The sequence below is a fragment of the Paralcaligenes sp. KSB-10 genome (genome assembly GCF_021266465.1).
GTDB lineage: Bacteria > Pseudomonadota > Gammaproteobacteria > Burkholderiales > Burkholderiaceae_B.
Genome location: NZ_CP089848.1, coordinates 634,933 through 657,582, shown reverse-complemented (window position 1 = coordinate 657,582; position 22,650 = coordinate 634,933). Strand labels below are relative to the sequence as shown.

Sequence of the window (22,650 nt, the reverse complement as noted above, 5' to 3'; positions counted from 1 at the left end):
GGTTGTTACTGGGGTGTGGCAATAAAGGCAGGCGGGCGAGGCATGCCTTCGGAAACAGTGAGAACCTCGTAGCCGGTGTCGGTAACAAGCAGGCTGTGTTCCCACTGGGCTGAAAGGCTGTGGTCGCGTGTAACGACGGTCCAGCCGTCGGCCAGTTGACGTATGTCCTTGCGGCCGGCGTTGATCATGGGTTCGATGGTGAAAATCATGCCGGGCACCAGCTTTACGCCGGTTCCGGGCTTTCCATAATGCAGGATTTGAGGATCCTGGTGGAATTTTCGGCCGACCCCGTGGCCACAATATTCCCGCACCACCGAAAAGCCATGGCTCTCGGCGTATTTTTGTATGGCATGCCCGATATCGCCCAGCGTGGCGCCGGGTTTGACTTGCGCGATGCCAAGCCACATGCAGTCGTAGGTTATTTCGGTCAGGCGCCTGGCCAGTATCGACGGCTCGCCTATGTAATACATGCGGCTTGTGTCGCCAAACCAGCCATCTTTGATAATGGTGACATCGATATTCATGATGTCGCCATTCTTGAGTACTTTGTCGCCCGGAATGCCGTGGCAAATGACATGGTTCACCGAGGTGCAGATCGAGCTGGGAAAAGGCGTATACCCGGGCGGCGCATAGCCCACGGTAGCCGATTCGACCTTCAGCTCATCGAGATAGTCGAGGCAGAGACGGTCAAGTTCGCCGGTGCTGATGCCGGCGCGCACATGGGGTGTCAGGAAGTCGAGAACCTTGGCCGCGTCCTGGCAGGCAGCCCGCATTTTGTTCAGATCGGTGGGGTCGGTAACAATACTACTCATAGTGGCTTGAAGAAGATGGGCTAAAGATAGTAGAATTATAGGCTTTCCTGAAAAAACAGGAAGACTGTCTGCAGCAATGGGGTAGTTGGGAGCAGTTGGAAGTGTTTGCGGCTTTATTGTTTGTGTTTCTTGTTGTAACGGCGCGATGATGCATGCCGAGGCCAACAATGGAGATGAACAGCTGAAACGAGCAGCAAAATTCCAATGCAAACCCAATGAACCAAAGTTGCGAAAATCGCGTGCCTTGTCATCCACATAGGGTGTTTGGTTGATTTTACCGAATACTGGCCTGGCACAAGACTAAACCCTTGGAGAAATCTATGTCTTTAATGCGTGAAATGCTGGAAGCTGGTGTGCACTTTGGCCACCAGACCCGTTATTGGAATCCCAAGATGGCCCCTTACATTTTCGGCCATCGCAACAAGATTCATATCGTCAACCTGGAACAAACCGTTGCCAAGTTTCAGGAGGCCACCAAGTTTGTGCGCCAGATCGCCGCTCGCGGCGGCAGCGTCCTGTTTGTGGGAACCAAGCGCGCAGCGCGCGAATTGGTTGCCGCGGAAGCAGCCCGTTGCGGCATGCCTTTTGTCGACAGCCGTTGGCTTGGCGGCATGATGACCAATTTCAAAACCGTCAAGAGTTCGGTAAAGCGCCTGAAGGAAATGGAAGCGGCGCTGGCTGAGGGCGCGACCGAGCGCATGAGCAAGAAAGAAGCGCTCATGTTCGACCGGGAACTGGAAAAGCTGAACAAGGCCATCGGCGGCATCAAGGACATGAACACATTGCCCGATGCCTTGTTTATCATCGACGTCGGCTATCACAAAATTGCCGTGGCGGAAGCCCGGACTTTGGGTATCCCCGTTGTTGCAGTGGTCGATACCAACCATTCGCCCGATGGCGTCGATTACATTATTCCAGGCAATGATGACTCGGCCAAGGCTATCGCTCTGTACGCCCGTGGAATGGCTGATGCCGTACTCGAAGGCCGCGAACAGAATCTGAACGGTCTGGTCGAAGAAATCGCTGAAGGCAGCGAAGAGTTCGTCGAAGTCAACGAAGAACGCGAGTAAATGCATGTGCCCGGGCGAAACGCCCCGGCACCCGCAGGCCCGTGATTGCTACGGGCCTGCGGCATGACATGTGTTTTTGCCCCGGCCCGGCCGGGGCGAGTTTTAGTGAATTGGAGAAAATAGTGGCTCAAATTACCGCATCGATGGTTAAAGAATTGCGTGAAAAGACCGACGCGCCCATGATGGAGTGCAAGAAGGCACTGACTGAAGCTGACGGCGATTTGGCTCGTGCAGAAGAGCTGCTCCGTGTCAAATTGGGCAACAAGGCCAGCAAAGCGGCAAGCCGTGTGACCGCCGAAGGCCTGATAGGTCTGTACATCGCTCCCGATGCCAAGCAAGGCACGGTTATCGAAGTCAATTGCGAAACCGATTTCGTCGCTAAAAACGATGATTTCGTCAATTTCATCAAGCAACTGGCCCAGCTGGCTACTACGCAAAACCCCGCCGATGTCGCCGCCCTGAGCGCTTTGCCCATGGGGGAAGGCACGGTCGAATCGACTCGTACCGCCCTGATCGGCAAGATTGGCGAGAATATCTCGGTGCGCCGTTTCCACCGCATTGCCACCGACAAGCAACTGGCCAGTTATGTCCACAGCGGCAAAATCGGAGTGCTCGTCGAATTTTCCGGCACCGAAGAGATCGGCAAAGACCTGGCCATGCACATTGCGGCTACCAAGCCCCGCGCCCTTGACGTCAGCGGTGTTGCCGCCGCCGATATCGCCACGGAGCGCTCGGTGGCCGAACAGAAGGCGGCAGAATCGGGCAAGCCTGCCGAAATCGTGGCCAAGATGGTTGAGGGTTCTGTGCAGAAATTCCTCAAGGAAGTCACTTTGCTGTCGCAGCCATTCGTTAAAAACGACAAACAGACTGTCGCTCAGATGCTGAAAGAAAAGGGCGCTTCAATCAATCAATTCGCACTGTATGTCGTGGGCGAAGGGATCGAGAAAAAGACCGACGATTTCGCTGCTGAAGTGGCCGCTGCCGCCGCTGGCGCTGCTTAATGCAATATTAAGCAACAAAGAGTTGGGTTCTGCTGACGCATAATCCAACTCTGACTTACACTTTCGTTGGATTGTTTGTTTAACCGGGATACTATCTATGACCACCAGAGCGTATAAGCGTGTTCTTCTCAAGCTTTCCGGCGAGGCGCTGATGGGAGAGGATGCTTTCGGGATCAACCGCTCGACTATCCTGCGCATGACCGAAGAAATCGCCGAAGTCGCCACGCTGGGTGTCGAACTGGCAATCGTCATAGGCGGCGGAAATATCTTTCGTGGCGTGGCCCCAGGCGCTCAAGGCATGGATCGTGCCACTGCCGACTACATGGGAATGATGGCCACTGTCATGAATTCCCTGGCATTGCAAGACGCGCTCAAGCACCGCGGCATCGATACCCGGGTGCAGTCGGCCTTGAATATCGATCAGGTGGTCGAACCCTATATACGCCCCAAGGCCTTGCGCTACCTCGAAGAAGGCAAGGTGGTGGTGTTCGCGGCCGGCACCGGCAATCCGTTTTTTACCACCGATACCGCCGCTGCGTTGCGCGGTGCCGAAATCGGTGCCGAAATTGTCTTGAAAGCAACCAAGGTCGATGGCATATACAGTGCCGACCCCAACAAGGATCCCAGTGCGACCCGCTACGCCCGGATCAGCTTCGATGAAGCGATTGTGCGTCGCCTCGAGGTGATGGATGCGACCGCGTTTGCCTTGTGCCGCGATCAAAAATTACCAATTAAAGTATTCTCGATCAATAAGCTGGGTGCGCTCAAGCGCGCTGTTTGCGGCGAAGACGAGGGCACCTTAGTTCACGTTTGATAAAGGAATTGCAATGAGTGTTGCAGAGGTCAGGAAATCGGCTGAATCACGTATGGCGAAATCACTTGATACGCTCAAGATCAGCCTGTCGAAAATTCGTACGGGCCGGGCACACGCAGGCATACTGGATCACGTTATGGTCGAGTATTACGGCTCCCCGGTACCCATCAGCCAAGTTGCCAATGTCAACCTGGTCGATGCGCGCACGATCAACGTGCAGGCCTGGGAAAAGAAAATGACAGCCCTGATTGAAAAGGCGATACGCGACTCCGATCTGGGCCTGAATCCTCAGGCCATGGGCGACAATATTCGCGTCCCCATGCCTGCCCTGACCGAAGAGCGTCGCCGCGACCTGACCAAGGTGGTGCGCACCGAAGGCGAAGACACCAAGATCGCCGTGCGCAATTTGCGCCGCGATGCCAATGAAACGCTCAAAAAACTGGTCAAAGACAAAGAGATATCGGAAGACGACGAACGTCGTGCCCAGGACGACATACAAAAGCTGACCGATCGCAATGTGGCCGAGATCGACAAGCTGGTGGCACAGAAAGAAGCCGAGATCATGACGGTTTGATCTCCCGTCGCCTATCGCCTGCAAGCATGTTGACCAGTTCCACATTATCCATACCCAGGAGTGCCGAGGTACCTCGGCATCTGGCTGTGATCATGGACGGAAACGGCCGCTGGGCTACCAAGCGTTTTTTACCGCGCACGGCCGGACACGCTCGCGGTGTGCAGGCCGTGCGGCGCGTGGTCGAGGCCTGCGGCAAACGCGGCGTCGAGTACCTGACGCTGTTCGCCTTCAGCTCCGAAAACTGGCGGCGCCCCAAAGAAGAAGTCTCGCTGCTCATGCGCCTGTTCATACAGACGCTGGAAAAAGAAGTTGCCAAGCTTGAAGGGCAGGGCGTGCGCTTGCGGGTAATTGGCGATTTGTCCGCTTTCGAGCCCAAGCTGCAAAGCCTGATCCATGCGGCCGAAGAGCGCACTGCTCATAATTCGACGCTGAACCTGACTATTGCCGCCAACTACGGCGGGCGTTGGGACATTCTCCAGGCCATGCATGCCTTGCTGCGTGATCGCCCGGCGCTGGCCGGGCAGCCGCAGGCGATAGACGAATCCCTGTTCGGCGAATACCTGTCCATGTCGTGGGCGCCCGAGCCGGACTTGTTCATACGTACCGGTGGGGAGCAGCGCATTTCCAATTTTCTGGTTTGGCAGCTTGCTTATACCGAGCTGTATTTTTCGGATGACTACTGGCCCGACTTCGGGGCGGAGGAAATCGATAGGGCGTTTGAATGGTACCGGACGCGTGAGCGCCGGTTCGGGCGCACCAGTGCGCAACTTGCCGAAAACAATAAATAGGGGGCCCTCATGCTGAGGCAGAGAGTAATCACCGCAATTGTGCTGTTGGCGGTATTGCTGGGGGCTGTGCTGGTTCGCAGTCCGTGGCCTTTGGTGCTGCTCCTGACCCTTGCGGCCGCCTGCGCCCTGTGGGAATGGCTGCGCCTTACGTGGCCTGCCCAACGCAGCCTTGCACCGCCTGTTATAGCCTTTGTGATGGCGCTTGCCATGTGCGCACTGGCGGACCAATGGCTCGCCCTTGCTCCTGCCCGCTGGGCTATCGACGTTCAACACGGCCTGAATCGCTGGATAATGCCCCTGGTAGGAGCGATCTGGGTCCTGGGCGCGACCGCCATCGTTATACAGGGCGATTCGTCAAGCAGGCGAGGCAGCATTTGTCTGAGTGCATTTGCCGTGTTTGCCGTCGCTGCCGCGTGGGGCGCCCTGGTTCAACTCTTTCTCACCCACGGAGCCTGGTTCCTGGTCTCTTTGCTGGCCATGATCTGGTTTGCCGATATTGGAGCCTATTTTGCCGGAAAGGCGCTCGGGCGCCATAAACTGGCGCCCCGAGTGAGTCCGGGCAAGACCTGGGAGGGCGCCTTGGGTGGAGTTATAGCGAGTATGCTGTGGGTAATGCTGAGCAGTTACCGGGAAGGCAGTTTCGGGGCCGCGCTGATGCAGCATTGGTCCTGGTGGGGTGTGGCCTTCCTGGCGGCGTTCCTGGCGGCGCTGTCGATTATCGGCGATTTGTTCGAGTCGCTGCTGAAGCGGCGAACAGGGGTAAAGGATTCCAGCCAGTTGCTGCCCGGCCACGGCGGAGTCTATGACCGGCTCGACGCTTTGTTGCCGGTTGCGCCGATTGCACTATTATTAACCGGAGCGTGGTTCTCATGAAGTTCCAGCGTGTGTGCGTACTGGGTTCGACCGGATCGATCGGCGTCAATACGCTTGATGTAATCGCGCGTCATCCCGACACGCTGTCGGTCTATGCCTTGAGCGCGCATAGCCGGATCGAGCAACTGGCTGCCCAGGCCTGGGCAACGCAGGCCGCCGTTGTCATCGTGCCCGACGAGCCGGCCCGTCAGCGTTTTATGCTGGCCTGGCCATCAGGCCGGAAATTGCCCGAAATCCGGATCGGAGCCGATGCTCTTGCGGCAAGCGCGGCAGATCCGGAGGTTACGACCGTCATGGCCGCCATTGTGGGCGCGGCGGGCTTGCCCGCGGCCTTGGCGGCGGCGCGAGCCGGCAAACGGCTGCTGCTGGCCAATAAAGAGGCGCTGGTGGCGGCAGGAAGCCTGTTCATGAAAACCGTTCGCGACCATGGCGCCGAGTTGTTGCCTATCGACAGCGAGCACAACGCCATCTTCCAGTGCCTGCCGCATGGCGGCCGAGCCGATGTCGGCGTGCAACCGGCCAAAGGCGTCCGGCGTTTGCTGCTGACGGCCTCCGGAGGGCCATTCCGGACGACATTGCTCGAGCAACTTCACGATGTAACGCCCGATCAGGCCTGCGCTCATCCGAACTGGAGCATGGGGCGCAAGATTTCCGTCGATTCTGCCACAATGCTGAACAAAGGGCTTGAGGTCATCGAGGCACACTGGCTGTTTGCCATGCCGGTCGATCGCATACAGGTGGTTATCCATCCGCAAAGCATGGTCCACTCCATGGTGGAGTATGAAGATGGCTCCATCCTGGCACAGCTCGGGCAGCCCGATATGCGCACGCCTATCGCCTATGGCCTGGGATTTCCGGAACGCATCACCAGTGGAGTGGGGCTGTTGGCCTTGACCGCTTTGGGCCGGCTTGATTTCGAACAGCCCGATCTGGAACGATTCCCTTGTTTGAGGCTGTCTTTCGAGGCGCTTGGGGCGGGCCAGACGGCGTGCGTGGCCTTGAACGCCGCCAATGAGATCGCCGTCGACTGTTTTCTGAAACAAAAAATCCGCTATACCGAAATATCCCACATTATTGAAGGGTGTCTGGACCGTATGGCGGGCCAAGTCGGCTCAAGCCTGGATTCGCTTGAAGAAGTGCTGGCGTTTGATGCCGAAGCCCGCTCGTTTGCGTCGCAGTTATGCCATGTAAAATAAGGCCTGCCCAGGAACACCATGCTATTTACTTTGCTTGCTTTCGCCCTCGCCTTGGGGGTTTTGATTACGTTTCACGAGCTGGGCCATTACTGGGTCGCCCGCCGCTGCGGCGTGAAGGTGCTGCGCTTTTCGGTTGGCTTTGGCAAGGTGCTTGCCAAGCGCGTTGACCGCAACGGCACGGAGTGGGCCCTGTCGGCGATTCCCCTGGGCGGTTATGTCAAGATGCTGGACGATCCTGTGCCCGGCGCAAGCACCGATGAAGCCAGCCAGGCGTTCAATCGCAAGAACGTGGCCCAACGTTTTGCCATTGTCCTGGCCGGGCCGGTAGCCAATTTGCTGCTCGCCGCGGTGTTGTATGCCTTGCTGAGCCTGGCCGGCGTTCGTGAGCCTGCGGCGATCCTGGCCCCGCCCGCCCCCAATACGGCCGCCGCGCAGGCTGGCCTTGAAGGCGGCGATCGTATTGCGCGTGTCAACGATGTCGCGGTACAGTCCTGGAACGAAGTGCGCTGGCGACTGCTCGATGTGCTTACTTCGGGCGGCCAGGCGAAGTTGTCGGTAGATGCCCGGGACGGCATGCGGCATGAACGGATCCTGCGATTGAACGCCGGTAAAATCAATGCCGAAAACCCGGACTTGATGGCCGAGGCAGGGCTTGGCCTGGCTGCGCCCAAACCGATTGTTACACAGGTTATCGAAGGTAGCGCGGGGGCAGCGGCGGGATTGCAGGCAGGCGATATCGTGCTGGCGGTGGGGGCCACACAAAACCCTTCCGCCGATGCCGTGGTGCGGGAAATCCAGGATCACGCCAACGATACCCTGAACATGACTGTGGATCGTGCGGGGGCACGCCTCACACTGGCCATCACGCCTCGATCGGAAACCGCTTCCGGCGGAAAAAAAGTTGGCCGTATTGGCGTATTATTAGGGGCTGATTTTCCCATGGTCACGGTACGCTACGGGCTGCTCGACAGTGTGCAGCGTGGAGTGGCCCGTACAGCGGAAACCGCTTGGTTTTCCCTGAAAATGATGGGGCGCATGGTGATGGGCCAGGTTTCATTGCGCAATGTGAGCGGGCCGGTCACAATTGCCGATTATGCCGGCCAGACTGCCCGCATCGGGCTGGCGGCCTATGTCGGTTTTCTGGCTTTGATCAGTGTTAGTATCGGAGTGCTGAATTTGTTACCAATCCCCATGCTCGATGGTGGACACCTGATGTATTACCTGCTCGAAATCGTGCGGGGCAAGCCTGTTCCGGAGAAATGGCTGGAAACTGGGCAGCGTGTAGGGTTGGGTTTCTTGGCGGCCCTGATGGGCCTGGCGTTCTTTAATGATTTTTCCCGCCTTTTCAGTTAGGGGCGTTCTGCCTTACAATCCTCCACCATTTGATCGACCAAGGATCCTCCAGGATGTCGCTTCGCCGGAATTTCTCTTTTAACAAGCGCGCCTTGCCTGTTTTATTGGCGGCTTTGCTTGTCCCAGGCCTCGCCAACGCATTTTCTCCGTTTGTGGTGCGCGATATTCGAGTCGATGGCATACAGCGTGTCGATGCCGGTACGGTATTCAGCTATTTGCCGGTCAAAGTCGGCGAACAATTTACCGAGGCCGAAGCCAGTGAAGCCATTCAGCGCCTGTATGCCTCAGGTTTTTTTGACGACGTAAAAATCGATGCCCAGGGCAATGTGCTGGTTGTGACAGTCAAGGAACGGCCGACTATTGCTTCAGTATCGTTCAACGGCATGCATGAATTCGACGCCAAGTCCATTACCAAATCCCTGAGTCAGGTCGGCTTCGGCGAAGGTCGTGTATTTGACCAGTCGCAGCTCGAGCGCGCCGAGTTCGAACTCAAACAGCAATATTTGTCCAAAGGCAAATATGGCGTCGAAGTCAATCCCATCATTACACCCCTGCCACGCAATCGGGTAGGGGTCAGTTTCGATATCTTCGAAGGTGATCTGGCCAAGATTCGCCAGATTACGATTGTCGGCAATAAGGCTTTTTCGCAAGGCACTTTGCTCGATCAGCTGGAAATGACTACTCCAGGCATGATGACCTGGTATACCGGAACCGACAAATACTCGCGAGAAAAGCTTGAAGGCGATGTCGAACGCCTGCGCTCGTACTACCTCGATCGGGGCTATCTCGAGTATTCCGCGGAACCGCCCCAGGTTTCGATTTCGCCCGATCGCCACAATATCTTTGTGACGCTTACCATTCATGAAGGCCAGCCATACAAATTGCGCAGCGTAAAGCTGGCCGGCAACCTGCTGGGCCTGGATGACAAAATCCAGAAGCTGGTGCAACCCAAGAGCGGTGAAACCTTTTCTGCAGCTAAAACGAACGCCACAGCCAAAGCCATCATCGATTATCTGGGCAGCCTGGGTTACGCGTTTGCCAATGTGAATCCGAATCCGGTGCTGGATCGCGAAAAGCACGAGGCCGACCTTACCTTTTACGTGGATCCGGGGCGCCGAGTGTACGTACGCCGCATTCAGATTGGCGGCAATACCCGTACCCGCGACGAAGTCATACGTCGGGAAATGCGCCAGCAAGAAGCTGCCTGGTACGACTCGACCAGCATCAAGGCTTCGCGCGATCGTATCGATCGGCTGGGCTATTTCAACGATATCAATGTTAAAAGCGCGCCGGTCGCAGGTTCTCCCGACCAGGTCGACCTTAACGTGGATGTCAAGGAAAAGCCCACCGGCCTCATCAACCTGGGTGTAGGTTACGGCACTACCGATAAATTGATTCTATCGGCCGGCATCAGCCAGGATAACGTATTCGGCAGCGGCAACACCTTGTCGCTGCAGGTCAACACCAGCGCAACCAATCGGGCCGCCGTGTTGTCGCATACCAATCCGTACTGGACGAAGGACGGCATCAGCAAGACCACGTCTTTGTATTATCGCCGAACCACGCCTTACGAGACCAGCTACACCATAGGAACTTACGCGGTTACCGCTATTGGCGCGGGCTTGAACTTCGGGGTACCCATTTCCGAGTTCGACCGTGTCTTCACCGGGGTCAGCTTCGAGCACAACAGTATCAATCTGCTCGATACACCGCCGCAAGCCTATGTCGATTTTGTCAATCAGTACGGCAAAACGACCAATTCTTTCATTTTCAATCTGGGATGGTCCAAGGATACGCGCGACAGCGCCATCGCTCCCACCAAGGGCAGTTATACGCGCCTGTCGGGTGATATATCCACAATGGATTTGCGCTATTACATGCTGAGTGCCCAGCAGCAATATTATTTACCGCTAAGCCGCAGCTTCACGCTGGCATTCAACGGCCTGTTCGACTGGGGCAAGAGCTATGGCGGCAAACCCTTCCCGGTCATCAAAGACGTATACGCCGGCGGCATTGGCACGGTCCGCGGCTACGAGGGGGCGTCGCTCGGGCCGCGCGACACGGCAACCAACGATTATCTGGGGGGGTCGAAGCGTATTGTCGGCAACGTTCAGCTGTATATGCCGTTTCCGGGCGCAACGCGCGACCGCACCCTGCGCTGGTTCCTTTTCGCCGATGCGGGCAAGGTGTCCAATGGCAATGGCCTGACGTGCACCGCCGGTATCAGCAATTCGGTCGAAGATCCGTGCGGATGGCGTTACGGCGCTGGCATAGGCTTGTCCTGGCAATCGCCTCTGGGCCCTCTGCAGTTGTCGTATGGTCGTGCAATCAATGCCAAACAGGGCGACAACAAGCAGGCATTCCAATTTCAAATCGGAACCGGTTTTTGATGTCGCGCATTTAGTGGCACAATAGCTTTTTTATCTCTCTGCTCCTTTGCAAGGTAGATTTTTCATGAAGTCTCAAATCGCTTTAAAACTTTCAGCTTTAACCCAGGGTGTCCGTCGCGGCAATCGCGCTTTTGTTTTAGCGGTGGCCTTGGGTGCGGCTTGTGCCATTGCTACCCCGGTATATGCCCAGGCAACCAAAATCGGTTTTGTCAGCACTGAAAAAATTCTTCGTGACTCCAAGCCTGCCAAAGCGGCGCAAGCTAAAATTGAAGCCGAATTCAAAAGCCGCGACGCGGAGCTGCAGCGCCTGGCCAACAATTTGCGTGCCCAGGCACAAAAACTCGATAAAGATGCCCCTGTACTGTCCGAATCCGAGCGCGTGAAGCGCCAGCGGAAACTGGCCGACATGGATTCCGATCTGCAGCGCAAGCGTCGCGAGTTTCAGGAAGACTTCAATCGCCGGCGCAATGAAGAGTTCTCCAGCATTGTTGAAAAAGCCGATGCCGCCATCAAGAAAATTGCCGAAACCCAAGGGTACGACCTGATCGTTCAAGACGCAGTTACGGTCAGCCCCAAAGTGGACATCACCGATCAGGTGATGAAAGCCCTGGGCGGCTAAACGCACATGCCGGTATTGCTAGCATCCGATCAGGCGCCAACTTTGCGTGAATTGTTGGGGGCTGCAAATACCGTAGGCCTCGATTGCGAAATCATCGAGGCCGCAAATGAACCCAAGCCCTCCATCCAGGGCCTGGGTTCATTGCTTTCGGCAGGCCCGGCTGAAATCAGCTTTCTCTCGAACCCGAAGTTGCAGGCGCAGCTTAATGAGTGCCGCGCGGCGGCGGTCATCATGACTGCCGATGTATACCAGTCTTTGCCCGCGGTCGAGCGCGCCTACCGTGTCGTCGTGTGCAGCCAGCCATATCTCATGTACGCCTTGCTGGCCCAGTGGTTCGATCAGCATCGACTCGACAGCCTGCCTACCGGCATACATCCTGGTGCCACGATTGCCGATTCGGCCGAAATTGGGGAGCATGTCAGCATTGGGCCTTACTGCGTGATCGAGTCGGGTGCCAAAGTAGGCCGCGGCTCGCGCCTGGGGCCCGGCTGTATCATTGGCGCCAACTCGGCGATAGGGCAGGATTGCCTGTTGCATGCACGGGTGACGCTGTACCACGGCATCAAGGTGGGGGATCGTGCCATATTGCATGCGGGCGTTGTGTTGGGAGCCGATGGCTTTGGTTTTGCGCCAGATCCTTACAAAGAGCCGGGTGCCTGGGCAAAAATTGCCCAGATCGGTGGCATCCAGATCGGCAACGATGTTGAAATCGGGGCAAACACGACTATCGACCGAGGCGCCCTTGAAGACACGCTTGTCGGCAATGGCGTCAAGCTGGATAACCAGATCATGATCGCCCATAATGTTCACATAGGCGACCACACCGCAATGGCGGCATGCGTGGGCGTGGCCGGCTCGACGCACATCGGCCGGCGTTGCACAGTCGGAGGCGCCTCAATGATCTCCGGGCATCTCATTCTGGCCGACGATGTGCATATTTCGGGAGGAACCGCCATTACGTCGAACATCAGCGAGCCCGGCCGGTATACCGGGGTATATCCGTTTGCAAGCCATACTCAATGGCAGCGTAACGCTGCCGTGGTGTCGCAACTGGCTCAGTTGCGGCGGCGGGTCAGGGCCATGGAAGATCCAAGCCTGTAGCCTGCTCTATTAATTTAATAAGATGTAAACGCATCAAACGTTTCTTGCTTGTAGGATAAAAAAAATGGAACTCGATATCAAGGGAATTATGGACCGATTGCCGCATCGCTATCCGATGCTGCTGATCGATCGGGTGCTGGAGATGATTCCGGGCAAGAGCATAGTAGCCATTAAAAATGTCTCGATGAATGAGCCTTTCTTTACCGGGCATTTCCCACATCACCCCGTCATGCCAGGGGTCCTGATCATCGAAGCCATGGCGCAGGCTGCCGCCTTGTTTTCATTCGAAGACGACAGCGGGGTGAATCCCGCCGACAAGAAAATCGCCTATTATCTGGTGGGTGTCGACGGTGCCCGGTTTCGTCGGCCGGTTCTGCCGGGCGACCAGCTACGCCTCGAAGTCGTAGCCGAGCGTATCAGCCGTACCATTTGCAAGTACTCGGGCAAGGCCACGGTCGATGGCCAGGTTGCGGCCGAAGCTAAACTCATGTGTGCGATTCGTGCTCTGGAAGAGTAATGGCAAGTTTAATTCACACGACGGCTATCGTGGCTCCGGGAGCAAACCTTGCTGCCGATGTGACGGTCGGGCCATATAGCATCATTGGCGAGAACGTCAGTATAGGCGCCGGTTCCGTGGTGGGGCCGCATTGCGTGATCGACGGCCATACCACCATAGGCGCCAACAACAATTTTTATCGTTTTTGTTCCATAGGCGGAATCCCGCAGGACAAAAAATACGCTGGCGAGCCCACCCGGCTTGAAATCGGCGAAGGCAACACTATCCGCGAGTATGTCACGATCAGTACCGGCACGGCCCAGGACGTGGGCGTTACCCGGGTCGGCAACGACAACTGGATCATGGCCTATGTGCATATTGCCCACGATTGCCAGATTGCAAACCATACGGTCATCGCCAACAGCGTGCAGCTGGCGGGCCACATCCATATCGATGATTGGGCGATAGTCGGCGGCTTGTCGGCGGCCCATCAGTTCGTCAGGATTGGCGCCCACACCATGATAGGAGGCACAAGCTCGATTCGCCAGGACATCCCGCCTTACATAATAGGCGCCGGCGACCCATTTCGGCCGGTAGGCATTAATTCCGAAGGGCTGAGCCGCCGCGGCTACGCCCAGGAATCGATTGCGGCGCTCAAAGAGGCCTACAAGCTGTTGTATCGGCGTCAGCTCAATATCGATCAGGCCGTCGAACGCATGCGCGAACTGCAGGCCGAGCAGCCGATTGCCGGCGATGCGCTGCAAACCCTGATCGACTTTCTCGAGGCGTCGACCCGAGGCATTGTGCGCATATGAGTTTGCGCGTGGGCATGGTGGCAGGTGAGCCATCGGGCGACTTGCTGGCCGCGCGCGTTATACAAGGCATAGGCCGGCACGTGGCCGATAGCCGCTGCGAGGGCATAGGCGGCCCGGCGATGCTCGAACAGCGGCTCGATATGTGGCATTCCATGAATGCCCTGACCGTCTTTGGCTATGCCGATGCCTTCAAACGCTTACCCAGCTTGCTCAATACCTATTTCAATGTAAAAAGACGCTGGCTCAAGCATCCTCCCGATGTGTTTGTGGGCGTTGACGCCCCCGATTTCAATCTGCGTCTGGAACAGCAGCTTAAACAGGCGGGCATCCCCACCGTTCATTTTGTCGGACCTTCGATATGGGCTTGGCGCTACGAGCGAATCGATAAAATTCGGGCCGCCGTATCGCACATGCTGGTCCTGTTCCCATTCGAAGAGGCCATCTACCAGAAAGAAGGAGTGCCTGTAACGTATGTAGGGCACCCTTTGGCCGAAATCATTCCCATGCAACCCGATCGCGGCGCCGTCAGAAAGCATTTGGGGATAGACCAGGGCGCCCGCGTCCTGGCCTTGATGCCGGGCAGCCGGGCGTCGGAAATCAGATTGCTGGCGCCGCGGTTTCTGCAGGCGGCGCAGCGCCTGCTGCAGCAGGATCCCAAATTGCAGATACTTGTGCCTATGGTCAATCGGCAGCGCCGCCACGAATTCGAGCTCTTTCTCCGGCAATATCCGGTGGCGAATCTGCGTCTGCTCGAACAGGAGCCTGCGCCGGGGGGGGCAAGCCGAACAGTTGTTTTGCCCGATAGCGATGTGGCCGCCGCGAGCGCTTATGCGGCGCGGCCTGCCGCCTGGAATGCCATGGAGGCGGCCGATGCCGTTCTGGTCGCCAGCGGAACGGCGACGCTCGAAGCGGCGCTGTTCAAACGCCCCATGGTGATTTCCTATGTCCTGTCGCCGACGATGCGACGCCTCATGGAATGGAAATCGGGGCAGTCCAGGCCTTATGTGCCCTGGGTGGGCTTGCCCAATGTCCTGCTGAACGATTTTGCCGTGCCCGAGCTTTTGCAGGACGAGGCCACTCCCGAAGCCCTGGCCGAAGCGGCCTGGAAAGCGCTGACAGACCGCGATTACGCGCAGCGCATCGCCGCGCGCTTCACCGTAATGCATCAATCGCTTTGGCGCGATACTCCCGCCCTGGCCGCCCAAGCGATCCTGGAACAGGCTCGACATGGAGCAGGCTGATTTATTCGACATTCTTGCGCATGGCGGCATGCGTGTTGCCGGCATCGATGAAGCCGGGCGGGGGCCTTTGGCGGGCCCGGTTTTCGCGGCGGCAGTCATTCTTGACCCCGAACGGCCCATCCATGGCCTGGCCGACTCCAAAACACTGTCCGCGGCGCGCCGTGAGCAATTGGCGCTGACCATACGGAACCAGGCCCTGGCCTGGTGTATTGCCAGCGCCAGTGTGGAAGAAATCGATAGCCTGAATATCTTGCAGGCCACCATGTTGGCGATGCGCCGTGCCTGCGAGGGCTTGGCGGTAGCCCCCGACAAGGCACTGATAGACGGCAATCGCCTGCCTGTGGGGCTGGGCTGTCTGGCAGAGGCCATCGTGAAGGGTGATGCCAAGGTGGCATCGATTTCGGCCGCATCGATTTTGGCCAAGACGGCCCGCGATGCCGATTGCCTGGTTTTGCACGAATCTTATCCGGATTATGCTTTCGACCAGCATAAAGGCTACGGCACCGCTTTGCATCTGCTGCGTTTGCAGGAGCACGGGCCCTGTCCGGCGCATCGCCGCAGTTTCGCGCCAGTCAAGCGATTTTTCCCATGAAACACATCAGTTCGCGCGATAACCCGCAATACAAGCGCCTGGCCCGCCTGGTGGCGGGCAAGCGCGATAGCCATATCGTGCTCGAAGGGATACATATCTGCCAGACCTGGCTTAGCCATTACGGTGAACCCGATCTGGCGCTGTTCGATATTGAGCGCCTGCAGCATGGCAAGGAATTGAGCCAACTGGCGCAGGCCATGAGTTCCAGAGTCGCGCTGACATGCGAAGCACGGTTGATGCACAGCCTGTCCCAGGTCGAGCATGGCCAGGGCGTTTATTTTCTGGTGGCGGCACCCCAGCCTGTGCCGCCGGCAAGTATCGACGAAAACTGCCTCTGGCTGGATCGAATCCAGGATCCGGGCAATGTGGGTACTTTGTTGCGCACCGCGGCGGCGGCCGGAATCCAGCATGTTTATTTGTCGGAGGGTACCGCGTCCGCTTGGTCGCCCAAAGTTTTGCGCAGCGCGCAAGGCGCGCATTTTTCCCTGTCGATATACGAGCACGCCGATTTGCAGGTTGAATATAAAAAACTGGCTATCCCCCTGATTGCCACGGCACTGGCGCAAGGCGAGTCTGTGTATTCCCAACCCTTGCCGGCACGCTGTGCATGGCTGGTCGGCAACGAAGGGCAGGGTGTGCATGCGGCTTTGCTGACGCTGGCTGACAGGCGCGTATTCATTCCACAAGCCGCGGGAGTGGAGTCGCTTAATGTGGCCGTGGCCGCGGCCATTTGTTTGTTCGAGCATCGCCGGCAGCATCTGGCCGCGGGCAGGCGGCCGGCCACCCCAGCCTGATTGGTCTGGCTTAATAGGCGCGGCGGTTCAAGCCTACTTCTTCCAGCACTTTGGTCGAGATCTCTTCAATCGATTTGGTTGTGGTTGACAGCCACGGTATGCTTTCCATGCGCATCAATCGCTCGGCTGCCGCGACTTCGTGGCGGCATTGCTTCAAGGAGGCATACACGCTGTTTGGGCGCCGCTCGTTGCGCACTTCGGCCAGGCGTCCGGGCTGGATGGACAGGCCGAACAGTTTTTGCTTGTAGGGCGCCAAAGTGGCCGGCAGCGAACCGCGATCGAAATCTTCGGGGATGAGGGGGAAATTGGCGGCCTTGATGGCATATTGCATGGCGAGGTAAAGACTGGTCGGGGTTTTTCCGCAGCGCGAAACGCCAATCAGGATGACATCGGACTGTTTCAGCCCGTGAATGAATTGGCCGTCGTCATGAGCCAGGCTGAAATTGATGGCTTCGATCCGGTTGTTGTATTGCTTGGACAGCCCGCCCATATGCGACCGACCGACCGAATGGCTCGACTTCATGCCCAGGGCGGTTTCGATATGCTGGACGAAAGTGCCGAAAAGGTCCAGAAACGTGCAGTTGGACTGACGGATTGCCAGTGCGATTTCAGGGTCGACCAGTGTGCTGAATACCAGGGGCGGCTGGTTTTGCTCCTGAGCGCAGCGATTGATCCGATGGGCGGCCTCCGCGGCTTTTTCGGGGCTATCAATAAATGGAATGCGGATCTGCTGGAAGTTGACCTGCTCGAATTGCGAAAGCACTGAGTGACTAAATGTTTCGGCGGTAATGCCTGTACTGTCGGAAACAATAAATACGGTGCGTTCGATGAGGGGGTCGGTCATGAGAATTAATAGTGCAGAGGGGATCGGAAACGGTACAATCGAAGATTAACAGTCGCCTTTATCCTAGGCAAGGCTGGTTTGGTTAGTGCGTGGGTCGTGCGTTAAGCAAACAAGCTTTCTTCTATAGTTCAAAGGTGACTTTATGTCTTATGTAGTATCTTTCGAGCAGCTCCGCATGACGGACGTCGACTCGGTAGGAGGTAAAAACGCATCGCTAGGCGAGATGATCAGCCAATTGGCAGAAGCTGGGGTAAGGGTCCCGGGCGGATTTGCGACCACCGCCGACGCCTTTCGCGATTTCTTGAAATCGACTGAACTCGACCAGCGCATTGCAGAGCGCCTGTCGACGCTTGATTCCGAAGATGTGCGTGCCCTGGCTGCCGCGGGCTCTGAAATCCGCCAATGGATTATCGATACGCCTTTTCCTGCGGCGTTCGAGCAGGCGATACGCGGTGCGTTCGCCGAACTCGACGCGGACGGCAAAGGCTCTTTCGCGGTTCGTTCCTCAGCCACGGCCGAAGATTTGCCGGATGCCTCGTTCGCCGGCCAGCAGGAAACTTTCCTGAATGTGGTGGGCATCGACGATGTCATCGATAAAATTCGCCATGTCTTTGCGTCGCTGTATAACGATCGCGCCATTTCCTATCGCGTGCATAAAGGCTATGCCCACGCCGATGTAGCCTTGTCGGCGGGCATCCAGCGCATGGTTCGCTCCGATCGCGGCAGCGCGGGCGTCATGTTCACGCTGGACACCGAATCGGGTTTCGATGATGTCGTGTTCATCACTTCGTCTTACGGCCTGGGTGAAACGGTGGTGCAAGGGGCCGTCAATCCCGACGAGTTCTATGTATTCAAGCCCACCTTGGCTTCGGGCCATTACCCGATCATTGGGCGGCGCATCGGCTCCAAGCTCATCAAAATGGAATTCGACCCTGCGCGGACGGCAGGCGTGGCCGTGCGCACGGTCGATGTGCCGGTTTCGGAGCGCAATCGCTACTCGCTGAGCGACGACGAAATCATCGAGCTTGCGCGCTACGCGGTCATCATCGAAAAACACTACCAGCGCCCCATGGACATCGAATGGGGCCGCGATGGCATCGACGGCAAGATCTATATCTTGCAGGCGCGGCCCGAAACGGTCAAATCGCAGCAAAACCAGCACGATGTTCAAGAACGCTATCGCCTCAAGGCCACCGGCGACGTCCTGATCACGGGTCGGGCAATCGGTCAGAAAATCGGGTCGGGCAAAGTCAGGATCGTGGCCGATATCTCCGAAATGGATCAAGTCCGGCCCGGCGATGTGCTGGTTACCGACATGACCGATCCGAACTGGGAGCCGGTCATGAAAATGGCCTCGGCAATCGTCACGAATCGCGGAGGCCGCACTTGCCATGCCGCCATTATTGCTCGTGAACTCGGAATCCCCGCGGTCGTCGGATGCGCCAATGCCACTTCGGTGCTGGACAACGGCAAGGAAGTCACGGTTTCCTGCGCCGAAGGTGACGAAGGCCGTATTTACGATGGCCTGATCGAAACCGAGATCGAAGAGGTCCAGTGGGGGGAAATGCCCGATATCGGCCTGAAGGTCATGATGAATGTCGGCAATCCTCAGCTGGCTTTCGATTTCTCCCAGATCCCCAATCACGGTGTGGGGCTGGCGCGGCTTGAATTCATCATCAACAATAATATCAATGTGCATCCCAAGGCGGTGCTCGATTACCCCAACGTCGATGCCGAACTTAAAAAGGCGGTCGAATCCGCGGCACGCGGCTACGCCAGCCCGCGCGCATTTTTTGTGGAAAAACTGGCTGAAGGCATTGCCACCATTGCTGCCGCGTTCTACCCCAAACCCGTTATCGTGCGCTTGTCGGATTTCAAGTCCAATGAATACCGCAAGCTGGTCGGGGGTTCCCGCTACGAGCCGGAAGAAGAAAACCCCATGCTGGGCTTTCGCGGCGCGTCGCGTTACATTTCCGCCGAGTTCGAAGGGTGCTTTCGCATGGAATGCGAGGCCCTCAAGAAAGTCCGCGACGAAATGGGCCTGACCAACGTCGAAATCATGGTGCCGTTCGTACGGACATTGCCGCAGGCGGCCAAGGTGGTCGATCTGTTGTCCAGGCATGGCCTGGCTCGCGGCGAAAACGGCCTGCGCCTGATCATGATGTGCGAAGTGCCTTCGAATGCGATTCTGGCCGATGAGTTCCTGCGCTATTTCGACGGTTTCTCGATAGGTTCCAATGACATGACTCAACTGACACTGGGTCTGGACCGCGATTCGGGCATGGAACTGCTGGCAGCCGATTTCGATGAGCGCGACGCCGCGGTCAAGTTCATGCTGAGTCGTGCCGTCAAGGCATGCCTGAACGCCGGCAAGTACGTGGGGATTTGCGGCCAAGGCCCCAGCGACCATCCCGATCTGGCTCAATGGCTGCGCGACGAGGGGATCCTCTCCATGTCGCTCAACCCCGATACAGTGGTGGATACCTGGAAGCGTCTGGCCGAGCAAGAGGCGGTTCAAAGCGCGGCGGCCTAAACGCGGTTGCGCGTTATAAGCCCGTCGGGGCCGGTGCAAGACAGGCCAGCCTGCTCTTGCACCGGCCGCAAACCCTCGTTTTATGCGGGGGTTTATTATTTATGGGCCGCAGCTGCGTGGTGATTGCCCGAGTGTGTTGGCTTGGCGGTATTGGTTTTCTCTATTGAAATACATACAGGATGCAGCGCATGAAGGTTAATCCTTACAAAGTCGTTATTGTTGGCGGCGGCGCCGGCGGCCTTGAGCTTGCAGCGAAACTGGGTGGCCGGTTCGGTCCCGGGCATATCGTGCTGATCGATCGGGCGGCCTATCATATCTGGAAGCCCTCGCTTCATGAGGTGGCTGCCGGCACACTCGATATACACCGTGAAGGCTTGTCGTACTTCATGCTTGCCAAGGACTGCGGCTTTACATTCATCCGGGGCGAGATGGCGCATATCGATTGCGAAGCGAAAATCGTCAGCCTGATGCCTGTTCTGGGCGAGCAGCAAGAAGAGGTGTTTCCTGCCCGAAATCTAAGCTATGACACTTTGGTTCTGGCCGTAGGTAGCAAATCCAATTTTTTTGAAACCCCGGGAGCGAGCGAATTTGCCCAGGCGCTGGATTCTACCGACCAGGCGGAAAGATTCCGGCTCAAGCTGCTGCATGCCTTGGCCAAGGCGGATCGCAGCAAGGCGGAAAATCCCGGCCATGTGCTGAACATTGCCATTGTGGGGGCGGGCGCCACCGGAGTGGAGCTTGCAGCCGAGCTGACGCAGGCTTGCGCGGACGTGGCGTTTTACGGCCTTGAAAATCTCGACCCGGCAAAAGATGTGCAGATCACCTTGCTGGAAGGCGCTCCACGTATCCTATCAGCCTTGCCCGAAAAAATGTCCACAGCGGCACAGCAACTGCTGCAAGCGCGCGGCGTAACCATAAAAACCTCTGTGCGCATTGCATCGGTTGACGCCCATTCCCTGCATGACAGCCAGGGCGAATGCTATCCCGCCGATTTATGCGTATGGGCGGCAGGTATAAAAGCGCCGGCCTTTCTGGCCCAGTTGGGTTTGGCCTGCAATCGCATCAACCAGGTGCTTGTCGACAAGCGACTTTGCACCAGCGACCCATCCGTGTTTGCAATCGGAGACTGCGCCCAGGCTTCCTGGGGCGATGAAGGGGCTTTTCTTCCCGCGCGTGCCCAGGTTGCCCACCAGCAGGCCGCTTTTCTGCGCCCGATCCTGGCGAGTCGGATCCAGGGGGCTCCGTCCGAGTCCGGCGAGTTTCGCTACAAGGATTATGGCTCCCTGGTCTCGATTGGACACAGCCGCGGTGTCGGCAGCCTGATGGGTGTGCTCACAGGCAAGGGCCTGTTTGTAGAAGGCGTTTTTGCGCGGCTCATGTACATGAGCCTGCACTTGATGCATCACCTGGCCTTCCTGGGGATCGTGCGTACAGGTTTTCTGGCGATAGGGCGGCTGTTCCTCAAACGCGGGGCGCCAAGAGTGAAGCTTCATTAGTCAATCAGGTAGAGCGGGGGAAACATGACATTTCACGCACAAATAGCGTCGCCGCTAGGGCCGATTCTGCTTTGCTCCGAAGGGCAACTGCTCAGCGGACTGTATTTTACAGGCCAGGCCGATTGCCCTGTGGTTGACGGCGTTCCGGCGCATTCACCCAGTGCGGGAAGGCCCTCGGCGGGAATGATGGACGGCCTGGCAATCAGGAAATTCAAGGCTTACAAAAATGCAGCAGGCAATCTGTTCGGCCTGGGGTCCGGCTATTCGGCCGACAAGGCATTGGTCGACACAATGGCAGATGAATCGGGCGGCTGGCAACTACTGCAAACAGAAACACCCGCGGCAACCTTGGCCTTGTTCAAACAAACTCAATCAGAACTGCATGAGTATTTTGCAGGGCGGCGCAAGACGTTCAGCGTCCCGCTGGCGGTATCGGGTACGGACTTTCAGAAAAAGGTTTGGGACGCTTTATTGACGATCCCCTATGGCCAGACTGTTGCATACGGCGATGTGGCGCGTACGGCAGGCCTGTCCGCCCGGCATGGCCGGCCTGTAGGAACCGCCGTAGGACGCAACCCCATCACAATCATCATTCCCTGCCACCGGGTTTTGTCCGGCACCGGCACCTTGACGGGATATACCGGCGGCCTTGAGCGCAAATATGCCTTGCTGGAGCTGGAAGGCTTCACTTTGCGGTAAACACGGGCCGCCGGGCAGGTACAATCAAGACTGTGCTTGAATCGTGGCCTGACGGGCTGCGGTTTGAACAAGGTGGTCATTACGCTGGAGGGCGGAGCAATGTGGTTCTGGTTTGGATTCGCGGCACTCGCGCTCATCGGCGAGGTCATGACCGGCACGTTTTATTTGTTGCTGTTCGCACTCGGGCTTGCCGCAGGCGGCCTTGCTGCCTTGCTGGGGGCCGATCTGGCATGGCAGATCGTTGTGGTCGCGCTTGTCACGACAGTCGGCTTGCTGGTATTACGTAAAACCGGGGTGCTCAAAAAGGCGGAAATCAACGCCTCCCGCAATCAGAACGTCAATCTCGATATAGGCCAGACCGTCGACGTGCAATCATGGGCTGACGACAATACCGCCCGTGTGTGGTATCGCGGCGCATATTGGCAAGTTCGTTTGCTGGCCGGGGCTGGCAAACAGCCCGGCCCCCATTGCATCGTCGAAATTCAAGGGTCCACGCTGATTGTCGAGCCGTCGATTCCGACACATTAAGCATGCCGCGCGCGCGGCTGC

Annotated in this window: 22 protein-coding genes; 20 read left to right on the top strand and 2 right to left on the bottom strand. The window is 57.5% G+C overall.

Annotation, left to right across the window (positions count from 1 at the left end; translation table 11 throughout):
- Positions 1-5: 5 nt before the first annotated feature.
- Positions 6-812, bottom strand: coding sequence for a type I methionyl aminopeptidase (gene map / locus LSG25_RS03035; protein WP_232743246.1), 807 nt, complete (start codon positions 810-812; stop codon positions 6-8).
- 320 nt (positions 813-1,132) lie between these two features.
- Between map and rpsB the strand changes: the two genes are divergently transcribed.
- The 16 genes from rpsB (at position 1,133) to LSG25_RS02955 (ending at position 16,529) form a co-directional block, all read left to right on the top strand.
- The gene (gene rpsB, locus LSG25_RS03030) at positions 1,133-1,882 is read left to right on the top strand and encodes a 30S ribosomal protein S2 (RefSeq protein ID WP_232743245.1); all 750 of its coding nucleotides are present in this window, start codon (positions 1,133-1,135) and stop codon (positions 1,880-1,882) included.
- A gap of 122 nt (positions 1,883-2,004) precedes the next feature.
- Entirely contained in the window at positions 2,005-2,883 is an 879-nt protein-coding gene (tsf, locus tag LSG25_RS03025; RefSeq protein WP_232743244.1) for a translation elongation factor Ts, read from the top strand.
- A gap of 97 nt (positions 2,884-2,980) precedes the next feature.
- Positions 2,981-3,697: a UMP kinase gene (pyrH, locus tag LSG25_RS03020; RefSeq protein ID WP_232743243.1), complete on the top strand. Its 717-nt coding sequence runs from the start codon at positions 2,981-2,983 to the stop codon at positions 3,695-3,697.
- Positions 3,698-3,710: 13 nt separating this feature from the next.
- Positions 3,711-4,271: a ribosome recycling factor gene (gene frr, locus LSG25_RS03015; RefSeq protein WP_232743242.1), complete on the top strand. Its 561-nt coding sequence runs from the start codon at positions 3,711-3,713 to the stop codon at positions 4,269-4,271.
- A gap of 26 nt (positions 4,272-4,297) precedes the next feature.
- The gene (uppS, locus tag LSG25_RS03010; RefSeq protein WP_232743241.1) at positions 4,298-5,059 is read left to right on the top strand and encodes a polyprenyl diphosphate synthase; all 762 of its coding nucleotides are present in this window, start codon (positions 4,298-4,300) and stop codon (positions 5,057-5,059) included.
- A gap of 9 nt (positions 5,060-5,068) precedes the next feature.
- The gene (locus tag LSG25_RS03005) at positions 5,069-5,932 is read left to right on the top strand and encodes a phosphatidate cytidylyltransferase (protein ID WP_232743240.1); all 864 of its coding nucleotides are present in this window, start codon (positions 5,069-5,071) and stop codon (positions 5,930-5,932) included.
- Positions 5,929-7,128: a 1-deoxy-D-xylulose-5-phosphate reductoisomerase gene (locus LSG25_RS03000; protein ID WP_232743239.1), complete on the top strand. Its 1,200-nt coding sequence runs from the start codon at positions 5,929-5,931 to the stop codon at positions 7,126-7,128. Before LSG25_RS03005 ends, LSG25_RS03000 begins: the two co-directional genes overlap by 4 nt.
- A gap of 18 nt (positions 7,129-7,146) precedes the next feature.
- A complete protein-coding gene (rseP, locus tag LSG25_RS02995; RefSeq protein WP_232743238.1) occupies positions 7,147-8,481 on the top strand; it encodes an RIP metalloprotease RseP in 1,335 nt (444 codons plus the stop codon).
- 53 nt (positions 8,482-8,534) lie between these two features.
- The gene (gene bamA / locus LSG25_RS02990; protein ID WP_232743237.1) at positions 8,535-10,871 is read left to right on the top strand and encodes an outer membrane protein assembly factor BamA; all 2,337 of its coding nucleotides are present in this window, start codon (positions 8,535-8,537) and stop codon (positions 10,869-10,871) included.
- A gap of 64 nt (positions 10,872-10,935) precedes the next feature.
- A complete protein-coding gene (locus tag LSG25_RS02985; RefSeq protein ID WP_232743236.1) occupies positions 10,936-11,490 on the top strand; it encodes an OmpH family outer membrane protein in 555 nt (184 codons plus the stop codon).
- A gap of 6 nt (positions 11,491-11,496) precedes the next feature.
- Positions 11,497-12,591, top strand: a complete 1,095-nt coding sequence (gene lpxD, locus LSG25_RS02980) for a UDP-3-O-(3-hydroxymyristoyl)glucosamine N-acyltransferase (protein ID WP_232743235.1) — start codon at positions 11,497-11,499, stop codon at positions 12,589-12,591.
- A gap of 64 nt (positions 12,592-12,655) precedes the next feature.
- Positions 12,656-13,108, top strand: coding sequence for a 3-hydroxyacyl-ACP dehydratase FabZ (fabZ, locus tag LSG25_RS02975; RefSeq protein ID WP_232743234.1), 453 nt, complete (start codon positions 12,656-12,658; stop codon positions 13,106-13,108).
- Positions 13,108-13,902, top strand: coding sequence for an acyl-ACP--UDP-N-acetylglucosamine O-acyltransferase (gene lpxA, locus LSG25_RS02970; RefSeq protein WP_232743233.1), 795 nt, complete (start codon positions 13,108-13,110; stop codon positions 13,900-13,902). The genes fabZ and lpxA overlap by 1 nt, the downstream gene beginning before the upstream one ends.
- On the top strand, positions 13,899-15,143 hold the full coding sequence (gene lpxB / locus LSG25_RS02965) for a lipid-A-disaccharide synthase (protein WP_232743232.1): 1,245 nt from the start codon (positions 13,899-13,901) through the stop codon (positions 15,141-15,143). The genes lpxA and lpxB overlap by 4 nt, the downstream gene beginning before the upstream one ends.
- Entirely contained in the window at positions 15,130-15,735 is a 606-nt protein-coding gene (gene rnhB, locus LSG25_RS02960) for a ribonuclease HII (protein ID WP_232743231.1), read from the top strand. Before lpxB ends, rnhB begins: the two co-directional genes overlap by 14 nt.
- Positions 15,732-16,529 carry an RNA methyltransferase gene (locus LSG25_RS02955; protein WP_232743230.1) on the top strand — a complete coding sequence of 266 codons (798 nt, stop codon included), beginning with the start codon at positions 15,732-15,734 and terminating at the stop codon, positions 16,527-16,529. The genes rnhB and LSG25_RS02955 overlap by 4 nt, the downstream gene beginning before the upstream one ends.
- Before the next feature lie 10 nt (positions 16,530-16,539).
- Here LSG25_RS02955 and LSG25_RS02950 read toward each other — a convergent pair whose 3' ends face one another.
- Complete coding sequence (locus LSG25_RS02950) at positions 16,540-17,373, bottom strand: pyruvate, water dikinase regulatory protein (RefSeq protein ID WP_232743229.1); 834 nt, start codon at positions 17,371-17,373, stop codon at positions 16,540-16,542.
- Between the two features lie 142 nt (positions 17,374-17,515).
- On the opposite strand from LSG25_RS02950, the gene ppsA reads away from it, so the two are divergent.
- The 4 genes from ppsA to LSG25_RS02930 all read left to right on the top strand — a co-directional run bounded on the left by ppsA (position 17,516) and on the right by LSG25_RS02930 (position 22,629).
- Complete coding sequence (gene ppsA / locus LSG25_RS02945; protein ID WP_232743228.1) at positions 17,516-19,906, top strand: phosphoenolpyruvate synthase; 2,391 nt, start codon at positions 17,516-17,518, stop codon at positions 19,904-19,906.
- 188 nt (positions 19,907-20,094) lie between these two features.
- On the top strand, positions 20,095-21,402 hold the full coding sequence (locus LSG25_RS02940) for an NAD(P)/FAD-dependent oxidoreductase (RefSeq protein WP_232743227.1): 1,308 nt from the start codon (positions 20,095-20,097) through the stop codon (positions 21,400-21,402).
- Between the two features lie 24 nt (positions 21,403-21,426).
- Positions 21,427-22,101: a methylated-DNA--[protein]-cysteine S-methyltransferase gene (locus LSG25_RS02935; protein WP_232743226.1), complete on the top strand. Its 675-nt coding sequence runs from the start codon at positions 21,427-21,429 to the stop codon at positions 22,099-22,101.
- A gap of 99 nt (positions 22,102-22,200) precedes the next feature.
- Positions 22,201-22,629, top strand: coding sequence for an NfeD family protein (locus LSG25_RS02930; RefSeq protein WP_232744543.1), 429 nt, complete (start codon positions 22,201-22,203; stop codon positions 22,627-22,629).
- Positions 22,630-22,650: the final 21 nt, after the last annotated feature.

What these genes read in the sequence shown, in the direction of transcription:
- LSG25_RS02940 (WP_232743227.1), top strand. Translation starts at nt 20,095, where the DNA reads ATGAAGGTTAATCCTTACAAAGTCGTTATTGTTGGCGGCGGCGCCGGC.
- rnhB (WP_232743231.1), top strand. Translation starts at nt 15,130, where the DNA reads ATGGAGCAGGCTGATTTATTCGACATTCTTGCGCATGGCGGCATGCGT.
- LSG25_RS02935 (WP_232743226.1), top strand. Translation starts at nt 21,427, where the DNA reads ATGACATTTCACGCACAAATAGCGTCGCCGCTAGGGCCGATTCTGCTT.
- ppsA (WP_232743228.1), top strand. Translation starts at nt 17,516, where the DNA reads ATGTCTTATGTAGTATCTTTCGAGCAGCTCCGCATGACGGACGTCGAC.
- LSG25_RS02955 (WP_232743230.1), top strand. Translation starts at nt 15,732, where the DNA reads ATGAAACACATCAGTTCGCGCGATAACCCGCAATACAAGCGCCTGGCC.
- fabZ (WP_232743234.1), top strand. Translation starts at nt 12,656, where the DNA reads ATGGAACTCGATATCAAGGGAATTATGGACCGATTGCCGCATCGCTAT.
- lpxA (WP_232743233.1), top strand. Translation starts at nt 13,108, where the DNA reads ATGGCAAGTTTAATTCACACGACGGCTATCGTGGCTCCGGGAGCAAAC.
- LSG25_RS02930 (WP_232744543.1), top strand. Translation starts at nt 22,201, where the DNA reads ATGTGGTTCTGGTTTGGATTCGCGGCACTCGCGCTCATCGGCGAGGTC.
- rpsB (WP_232743245.1), top strand. Translation starts at nt 1,133, where the DNA reads ATGTCTTTAATGCGTGAAATGCTGGAAGCTGGTGTGCACTTTGGCCAC.
- pyrH (WP_232743243.1), top strand. Translation starts at nt 2,981, where the DNA reads ATGACCACCAGAGCGTATAAGCGTGTTCTTCTCAAGCTTTCCGGCGAG.
- LSG25_RS02950 (WP_232743229.1), bottom strand. Translation starts at nt 17,373, where the DNA reads ATGACCGACCCCCTCATCGAACGCACCGTATTTATTGTTTCCGACAGT.
- lpxD (WP_232743235.1), top strand. Translation starts at nt 11,497, where the DNA reads ATGCCGGTATTGCTAGCATCCGATCAGGCGCCAACTTTGCGTGAATTG.
- frr (WP_232743242.1), top strand. Translation starts at nt 3,711, where the DNA reads ATGAGTGTTGCAGAGGTCAGGAAATCGGCTGAATCACGTATGGCGAAA.
- bamA (WP_232743237.1), top strand. Translation starts at nt 8,535, where the DNA reads ATGTCGCTTCGCCGGAATTTCTCTTTTAACAAGCGCGCCTTGCCTGTT.
- LSG25_RS02985 (WP_232743236.1), top strand. Translation starts at nt 10,936, where the DNA reads ATGAAGTCTCAAATCGCTTTAAAACTTTCAGCTTTAACCCAGGGTGTC.
- LSG25_RS03005 (WP_232743240.1), top strand. Translation starts at nt 5,069, where the DNA reads ATGCTGAGGCAGAGAGTAATCACCGCAATTGTGCTGTTGGCGGTATTG.
- uppS (WP_232743241.1), top strand. Translation starts at nt 4,298, where the DNA reads ATGTTGACCAGTTCCACATTATCCATACCCAGGAGTGCCGAGGTACCT.
- rseP (WP_232743238.1), top strand. Translation starts at nt 7,147, where the DNA reads ATGCTATTTACTTTGCTTGCTTTCGCCCTCGCCTTGGGGGTTTTGATT.
- lpxB (WP_232743232.1), top strand. Translation starts at nt 13,899, where the DNA reads ATGAGTTTGCGCGTGGGCATGGTGGCAGGTGAGCCATCGGGCGACTTG.
- map (WP_232743246.1), bottom strand. Translation starts at nt 812, where the DNA reads ATGAGTAGTATTGTTACCGACCCCACCGATCTGAACAAAATGCGGGCT.
- LSG25_RS03000 (WP_232743239.1), top strand. Translation starts at nt 5,929, where the DNA reads ATGAAGTTCCAGCGTGTGTGCGTACTGGGTTCGACCGGATCGATCGGC.